Source organism: Sulfurimonas sp. (genome assembly GCF_032250635.1).
Taxonomy (GTDB): Bacteria; Campylobacterota; Campylobacteria; order Campylobacterales; family Sulfurimonadaceae; genus Sulfurimonas.
In genome coordinates this window covers 1-7590 of record NZ_JAVVFL010000097.1, presented here as the reverse complement: position 1 = coordinate 7590, position 7590 = coordinate 1, and the positions used below count along the sequence as shown (strand labels likewise).

Here is a 7590-nt window from a genome sequence, read left to right as displayed (position 1 = left end):
TATCAAGATAGAGCTCTCTTGCATCTGGAACACGTGATGATGAGCCAATACCCAAAAAGATTTTGTTTTGCGCACTAAGCGCATAGGTAGTGATGATGTTTGCGCTAAGCGCACTGTAGTCATTTTCGCTTTTGCTTGGATCATCCGGTGTTATCTCAGTTGAGTCAAATCTTGCACCCGTCTCTATTTTTAAATCGCCAAAACTCTTCTCTGCTTTTGCAAAGATAGCTTTGTTTTCTGTTTGTGTGTGTGTAAGACTCTCTGAGTGTGCGCCCTCAATTCCCGTAGTTGCGTCTGTGGCATATTTTTCACCCTCCCACGTTCTTCTGCTTCCATCGAGTCCTAGTAAAAACTTATAAGAGTCTAACTCAAAGCTGTTTTTGAGCTTTACTCCTTGCATAGATGTTTTGAGATGGTTTGTTTGATAATTTGTTTTACCAGAGACTCTAAATTTTGTATCCATTGGATGGTCAACGTCTGAGTAGTAGTACTGTATGTTTAGAGTTTTGTAGTTGTTTGTCAAGTTGTCAATGTTGTACTCAATGCTGTAGATATTTGAGTCATCGTACGCAGCGTCCATTTTAGAGTTTCCGTAAAGTACATCATCGCTTCTGTTTCCCGTATAGCTTAGACGAAGTTCCTGATCTTCAAGAGTTTTGATGTAAATTTTAGACATAACACTCTTTTTTGTGTAGGCATCAATGTCTTTATATTTTGTTTGATAAGCGGTTGTACCAGGAGCCAAACCCTCTAAAATAGCCTTGTCAAGCTGCTCGGCGATCGTATTTCCGTCGCCATCTTCATATTGCCCGCTTGACTCATGTGAAAAGCTAAGAAGCGCGCGCACTCTATCTGTTCCCCCACTCACACTTGCACCTATCTTTTTATAGCCCCAGCTTCCAAGACCGAAGTTTACCTCTCCTTTAAGCTCTTTTGTTGGCTCTTTTGTCGTTATCTTTACGCCGCCGCTAAGAGTTCCGAAGTTCTCAACATCATAAGGTCCCTCGATGACCTCTACCTCTTCGATCTGGTTTGTCACAATATGCGAGATAGGAGGATCCATTCTATTTACACACGCACCGCAAACTTTCGTACCGTCAACATCAACAGAGATGTTATCTCTTTTTTGACCACGGATATAGATGTCGTTAGCAATACCGCTTCTTCTGTTCATGTCGATACTAGGTACACTCGAACTTAAAGCCTGAGCCAAGTCTGCAGATACTTGAGCATTTTGGCTCACTTCTGTGATTGTTGTGGATTCAACGCTTATCTTAGGGAGCTGTATCTCATTGGCACTTAAAAGAGCTGCCGTTATTAACGATAGCGAAATGATTTTTCTGTTTATCATATAATCAACCTTAATTTTTAAAATTAATTTATTATATAAATATAATGTTACAAATATGTTAAATTTTTACTATTTTGTATGTTAAAATTGCGACATGAGTAAAATAGATAAGATAAAAAGAGTAGTTTTAATAGTCTTGGGGTTAAGCCTTGGAGCTTATTTGATGTATAGCGGATTCGCCATCCTAGCTGAGGAGGACTCCGCGAGCAAAGTTCATAGTGACGCAGTGAAGTGAGCCGTGCTGTTTGATGAGTGAGAAGCAGTTGATGCCTACAATATCTTTTGTAGGGAATGTTTTTCTAAAAATCTCTAATGCCTCTTCATCTTGTTTAACGCCGTATGTAGGGACTAATACAGCGCCGTTTACAAACAAAAAGTTTGCGTATGTTGCAGGAAGTCTCTCTCCATCAAAGTAACATGCATCTGTCATCGGAAGTGCTATAAGTCTAAATCCGTACTCTTTTGAGAATACATTTAGCTCATCTTCCATCAGTTTGAGCTCATGAAAGTGCTCATCGCTCTCATCTTTGCACTGAACATACATGATGCTTTTTTCGTCGATAAATCTAGCCAAAGTATCAATATGGGAGTCGGTATCATCACCTGCTAGGTAGCCATGGTTTAGATATAAAATCCTGCTCATTCCAAACTCGCTTTGAAGCCTTTTTGTCATCAGCTCTTTATTTAGAGAGGCATTTCTGTTCTTGTTTAACATGCACGCCGAGGTTGTAAGGATAGTGTCGATTCCGTTGCTCTCAATAGCGCCGCCCTCTAATACGAGCTCAATCTTTTTGAGCTCTTTGTCATAGCATCTTTTAATCGCTGCGCTCATAGTATTGTCTTTTGAAGCCTCAAACTTTCCGCCCCATCCGCTAAAGGTAAAATCGAGCATTTTGGTAGTGTTGTCATCTTCGATGCAAAGAGCAGAGCAGTCTCTGACCCATGTGTCGTTCGTTTCATACTCCACAAAGTAGAGGTTTTGAGTGTTTTTAAGTTTGCTCTTTACGCTCTCTACACTGTTGCATACAACTAGGCACTCCTGATACTTTGTAATCTCGTTAATTATGTTTACAAAAGTATCTTCTGCCTCCTGCAGATATGGAGCCCAGTCGCTATTTTCATGAGGAAATATAATTTGTGTAAAACTCTGTTCTTCAAACTCTGCAATTAGTCTTCTCATTTGCTATAATTCCCTTATGGCTTACATAATTTTAAATAAAAACAATTTTTTTAATAATCTCGACATTATCGCTAAAAGTACCAAAGGAAGAGATAAAATAGCTCTTGTTTTGAAAGATAATGCGTACGGACATGGACTTTTGGAGATGGCATCTTTGGCAAAAGAGGGCGGAGTCAAAAAAGCGGTGGTGCGCACAGCAAAAGAGGCTGAGGCAGTCTGCGATTTTTTTGAATATATCTTAGTCTTGGCAGAGATTCCTCTCTCAAAGAGCGATAAAATAAGATATACAATCAATGATATAAACAGCATAGAGAGATTCCCTCAGGGCTGCAGGGTTGAGTTAAAAGTAGATACCGGAATGCACCGCAACGGCATAGACATAAATGAGCTTGAAGAGGCTTTTGTGAAAATAAAAGGTGCAAAACTGGCTCTTGAAGCGGTCTTTACCCACCACAGAAGCGCCGATGAGCTTACAAGCGAGTGGTTTTGGCAAAAAGAGAACTTTAAAACAGTAAAAGAGGAGTCACAAAGACTCTCTCAAAAGTACGGTTTTGGCACGCTTCGGTTTCACTCCTCTAACTCCGCCTCTCTCTTTCGACATAAGAGTTTTGATGAGGACATGGCAAGGGTCGGCATAGCGGCTTATGGATGCTTAGAGCTGCCAGAAGCGCTACATGTGGAGAAGTTCAAGCCTGTTTTATCTCTTTGGGCAGATAAAATATCTCAAAGAGAGTTAAAGGCGGGGGAGAGAGTAGGTTACGGCGGAGAGTATACCGCTGCATCTGATTGCATTATAGGCAACTATGAGTTTGGTTATGGGGATGGTTTTTTGAGATGTTGCGCAAAAGAGGGGTACAAGACGCCTGAGGGTATCGAGCTTCTTGGCAGAATATCGATGGACAATAGCACTTTTGCCAGCTGCGAAGAGAAGCTTTTGGTCTTCAGTGATGCTAGAGTGGTGGCAAAGTATGCAAAAACAATCAGCTATGAAGTTTTAACCGCTCTAAAACCGGAGATTAAAAGAACGGTTATATAGATTCAAAATCGCTATTTAGTCCGCTCTGTGGTTTTCCGATGTAATATCCTTGAATAAAATCGACTCCCATCTTCTCTAAAAGTTCTAGAGAATCTTTGTCTTCTACAAACTCGGCAATTGTTTTAAGCCCTAGATTGGAAGCGAAGTTTATAATGGTTTTTACTATAACTCTTGAGTTTTCATCGGTGGTAACGAATTTTACGAGCGATGAATCAATTTTTAGATAATCAACATTTAGCTCTAAAATATGAGAAAAGTTGGAGTAGCCGCTTCCAAAATCATCAATCGCCACTTTGCAGCCATACTTTTTAACCTCTTTTATAAAACCTTTTATCTCTTCATAGTCATCAATTTTGTCGCTTTCAAGAATTTCAAAAACCACTCTTTGAGGCTGGCTAAACTCTTGAATCTTGCTCAAGATAAATTTCATTATTTCTCTACTTTGAATATCAACAATAGAGAGATTTATGGAGAATTCTAAATTTTTATCTCTAAAAAACTCAAACGATTTTGTAATTATGGCTTTTGTTATCTCAGGATATAGTTTCGACTTTACTGCAATATCCAAAAAGACAAAAGGTGCGATAATTTCACCGCTGCTTGTTATAATTCTTGCAAGTGCCTCATACTTATCTATCTTTTTTGTTCTAGTGTTATAGATGGGTTGGTAGTATGGAGTTATGAGGTCGTATTTTATGGCTTTTTTAAGGATTAAAAGAGCATCCATATTTTTTATAATCTGCTCTTTTGCATCAAGTGAGTCATTGTAGACAACTATGCTTTTTGAGTGTTTTTTAGCGATTTGAAGAGCAGTGTTTGTTTTGATTAAAAGTGACTCTTGATTTGAGGCAATCCCACAGCTAAATGTTATAAATATTGACTGCTCCGCTACGAAAAACTTTGTCTCGCTTATTACACTAAGCGTTTTTTTAATCATAGCAAAAAACTCTTCATCGCTTATCTGGATGGTTTTAAATATTGCAAACTCATCATTTGGCAACTTATAAACAAAGTTTGAATCTTTGCAAACCTCTCTAACGCGTTTTGATACTTGGATAAGAATCTCATCACCTACGTCATAGCCATAGAGATCATTTATATCTTTAAAAGTATCTATATTAATGAGTGCAAGGTGGAGTGATTTGCCATTTTTGTTTTGTGAAATATCTTCTATAAGTTTCAGTCTGTTTGGGAGATGAGTCAGTCTGTCATATAAAAAAGAGTCTTTTAACTCTTTTGTCTTCTCTGCTACCTTCTCTTCAAGAGCAATGTTTATCTTTTTTGACTGTTTTACAAGATATAAAACGCTTAAAAACAGTAGCAGGAAAAGGGCGGAATCAAACAGCGCAGACCTGAAGAAATTCTCATAGAAGTACTTGTTTAAGTTTTCTGTAGGAATCTGGATGCTTATAATCCCTCTTACTTCATCAACTTTATAATCATAAGCGTTTTTGTAAAGATTTTGTATGTGAAGTGGAGCGTCTCCTCTCTTTCCGTGGCATTTTAAACAGGCATCCTCAACTTTTAAAACGGTTGCATATTGGTAAAGCTTGCCGTTTTCATCACTAAAGTAGGCAGTCTCATCTCTGTTTTTTTTGAAAAACTCTATAGCTTTTAGCTCATCTTTATCTGCTTGGTTTTTAGCATTTCTAGCTCTGTCTGAGACTGTTCTTACGCTTATGTTAAGAGGATTATTTTTAGAAAAATTTTCAGATATTATGGGAGAACTAAAAGCAGGAAGTGCAGGAAGAGTCTTTTCGTTTATCTCAAGATTGCCGTTTAAAAAAAGCTTCTGGTAGTAGTATCTGCTTTCAATTGCATAGCTGTTTAAAACTTCAGCCTCTTTTTTTGCAAATTCGTACTCCCTCTCTTTTGCCTCAAAGTAAGAGTAGGTAATTTTAAGCAGAATAACGATTAAAAATACAACGGGGATAGTCTTTAAAATTTTGTCATTTAAAAAACTTTTCACAACTCCTCCCGTATTTAGTATTTTTGTATCATAAAGATGAAATTTTTATAATTGCGTTAGAGAAGATTGCTCCATCAACACCCAGAAGAGCAAGCTCCTCAATCTCATCTTCATCTTCTGTAAGAGCCAATATTTTTGCGTCAAAAAGATAGTTCTCTGCTATGTTTTGAGCACTCTTTGCAAGCTCTTTTTCTACTACGATATATGAAGCGCCAAGAGAAGATGCATAAAGTACCTCTCTTATATTTTTTGCAAATATGGCAATTTTAACGGAGTTTAGCACGGCGTGATTGATGATATCTAGGTTTTTTTCATCAAACTCTACATAGATGGTCGAAGAGGGCGGAGTGTGGAGAATTGAGTCTATGTCAAAGACGTGGTAGAGAGTTTCATTTTTTAAAAATCTATGTCCAAAAAATATCAACTTTTCTTCTCCACACACTCTTTTGAGCAGTAGTATTTGCCGCTGCTTAAAATCGCATCATCCAGTGAGCAGTAGACGCCGCATGATGGGCACTCCACCATCTCACTACTTTGTGGTTTCTCTTTTTTTTGCTCATCTTTTGACTCTGCTATAGTCGGTCTTTTTTTGATAAACATAAAGTAGACGAACGCAATAACGCCCACTACCAGTAAAATTTTTAGTATCATACATCTTCCCCAATAAGCAAATAGTGTCTATTTTCTGTTTTTATTACTCTGTGTTTTATATTTTGTGAGACTTCATCATACACTCTCTCTCCTTTATAAAAAAGAAGTTTTGAGTTTTTATCTCTAAAGTTCTCGCTCAACTTTAAAAGCATCTCTGTATCGGTAACAGCTCTTGAGGTTACAAGATCAAAGATTTCACTCGGCATCTCTTCGACTCTTTTTTTAACAACGCGAACATTTGAAAGATTCAAATTCGCCTTGATAAACTGCAAAAAACTTGCTCTCTTTGCCAGAGGTTCAACAAGCGTAACTTCAGTATCCGGAAGCCCCATGGCTAGGATTAACCCTGGAAAACCCGCCCCTGTGCCGATATCAAGAAGATTTTTGCACTTTGGCAAAAAGGTTATAGGAAAGATTGAGTCATAGATAAACTTATCTACGGTTTTTTCATCTCTGGCACCCGTTAGGTTGTGGACTTTGTTCCACTTAAAAAGGTGCTCTTTATATTTGGCAATATTATCAAAAAAGTTATCAGGCAACGTAATCTTTTGCTCTAGGAGCAGTGATTTTAAATTCAAAAATGTATCCTTTTTTTAAAGCAGGTGCCCCATACCCTCTTTTTTTACGTTTAAATATGCTTCATTGTGAGGGTTTGATTTCATGATGATAGGAATGCGCTCTACTATCTCAATATCACTGATCGATTTTATTTTGTCTGGGTTGTTCGTTAAGAGTTTAATCTTGTCTATATTGAAGTGGTGCAGTATAAAAGTCACCATCTCATAAGTTCTTTCATCTGCTCCAAACCCAAGTTGATGGTTTGCTTCTATGGTGTTAAGTCCCACGTCCTGCAGCGCATAGGCGTTTATCTTGTTTAAGAGTCCTATGTTTCTTCCCTCTTGTCTTAGGTAGATAACCATTCCGTTCGTTTTTGAAGCCATAATGAGAGCGTACTCTAACTGTGCTCCGCAGTCACACTTCAGGCTGCCTATTGCATCGCCGGTTAGACACTCCGAATGTACTCTTACTACGGGAATTTCCTCTAGCTTCTCTTTGAAAATGACAAGATGCTCTTTGTGACCCTCTTTGAAGACCTGAACTTTAAAATCACCGAATTCTGTCGGTAAATTTGCTATTTCTGAAATTTTTATATTCAATTAAAATGCCCTGTTTTTACTTCAACCCAAATTATGCAATAGGAGATTAAAAAAATCATTCATCATTGCACTCAAGATACATTCATTAAAAATTTAACCCACCAATAAGGTGGCTTAAAATTTTTACTAAGCGCCACTTAAGCACAAGCATAAACGATTTTTAGAAATAGCTATTGTATAATTAGGGTTTAAAACGGTAAAATATTTTCAAAATTATAGCTAAAAAGGTTTAATAATGTTTCAAAG

Annotated in this window: 8 protein-coding genes; 1 reads left to right on the top strand and 7 read right to left on the bottom strand. The window is 37.6% G+C overall.

Going from position 1 to position 7590, the window contains the following annotated elements; translation table 11 throughout:
* The coding region (locus tag RQ763_RS06985; RefSeq protein ID WP_314151987.1) for a TonB-dependent receptor at positions 1 to 1351 on the bottom strand (1351 nt) is incomplete at its 3' end.
* A 184-nt stretch (positions 1352 to 1535) separates the two neighbouring features.
* A complete protein-coding gene (locus tag RQ763_RS06980) occupies positions 1536 to 2531 on the bottom strand; it encodes an agmatine deiminase family protein (RefSeq protein ID WP_314151985.1) in 996 nt (331 codons plus the stop codon).
* Between the two features lie 16 nt (positions 2532 to 2547).
* On the opposite strand from RQ763_RS06980, the gene RQ763_RS06975 reads away from it, so the two are divergent.
* A complete protein-coding gene (locus tag RQ763_RS06975; protein WP_314151983.1) occupies positions 2548 to 3567 on the top strand; it encodes an alanine racemase in 1020 nt (339 codons plus the stop codon).
* Here the strand turns inward: RQ763_RS06975 and RQ763_RS06970 are convergent.
* The 5 genes from RQ763_RS06970 to ribA are packed head-to-tail and all read right to left on the bottom strand — an operon-like array spanning position 3560 to position 7344.
* The gene (locus RQ763_RS06970; RefSeq protein ID WP_314151982.1) at positions 3560 to 5536 is read right to left on the bottom strand and encodes an EAL domain-containing protein; all 1977 of its coding nucleotides are present in this window, start codon (positions 5534 to 5536) and stop codon (positions 3560 to 3562) included. The two genes, RQ763_RS06975 and RQ763_RS06970, sit on opposite strands and share 8 nt — an antisense overlap.
* 28 nt (positions 5537 to 5564) lie before the next feature.
* On the bottom strand, positions 5565 to 5960 hold the full coding sequence (locus tag RQ763_RS06965) for a hypothetical protein (protein WP_314151980.1): 396 nt from the start codon (positions 5958 to 5960) through the stop codon (positions 5565 to 5567).
* Complete coding sequence (locus tag RQ763_RS06960) at positions 5957 to 6187, bottom strand: PP0621 family protein (RefSeq protein WP_294929422.1); 231 nt, start codon at positions 6185 to 6187, stop codon at positions 5957 to 5959. Before RQ763_RS06960 ends, RQ763_RS06965 begins: the two co-directional genes overlap by 4 nt.
* Positions 6184 to 6765, bottom strand: a complete 582-nt coding sequence (gene rsmG / locus RQ763_RS06955) for a 16S rRNA (guanine(527)-N(7))-methyltransferase RsmG (protein ID WP_314151978.1) — start codon at positions 6763 to 6765, stop codon at positions 6184 to 6186. Before rsmG ends, RQ763_RS06960 begins: the two co-directional genes overlap by 4 nt.
* Before the next feature lie 15 nt (positions 6766 to 6780).
* The gene (ribA, locus tag RQ763_RS06950) at positions 6781 to 7344 is read right to left on the bottom strand and encodes a GTP cyclohydrolase II (protein WP_314151977.1); all 564 of its coding nucleotides are present in this window, start codon (positions 7342 to 7344) and stop codon (positions 6781 to 6783) included.
* Between the last annotated feature and the right edge of the window lie 246 nt (positions 7345 to 7590).

Excerpts from the sequence above, each read along its gene's own strand:
- RQ763_RS06980 (WP_314151985.1), bottom strand. The coding sequence starts at position 2,531 with ATGAGAAGACTAATTGCAGAGTTTGAAGAACAGAGTTTTACACAAATT.
- RQ763_RS06975 (WP_314151983.1), top strand. The coding sequence starts at position 2,548 with ATGGCTTACATAATTTTAAATAAAAACAATTTTTTTAATAATCTCGAC.
- RQ763_RS06960 (WP_294929422.1), bottom strand. The coding sequence starts at position 6,187 with ATGATACTAAAAATTTTACTGGTAGTGGGCGTTATTGCGTTCGTCTAC.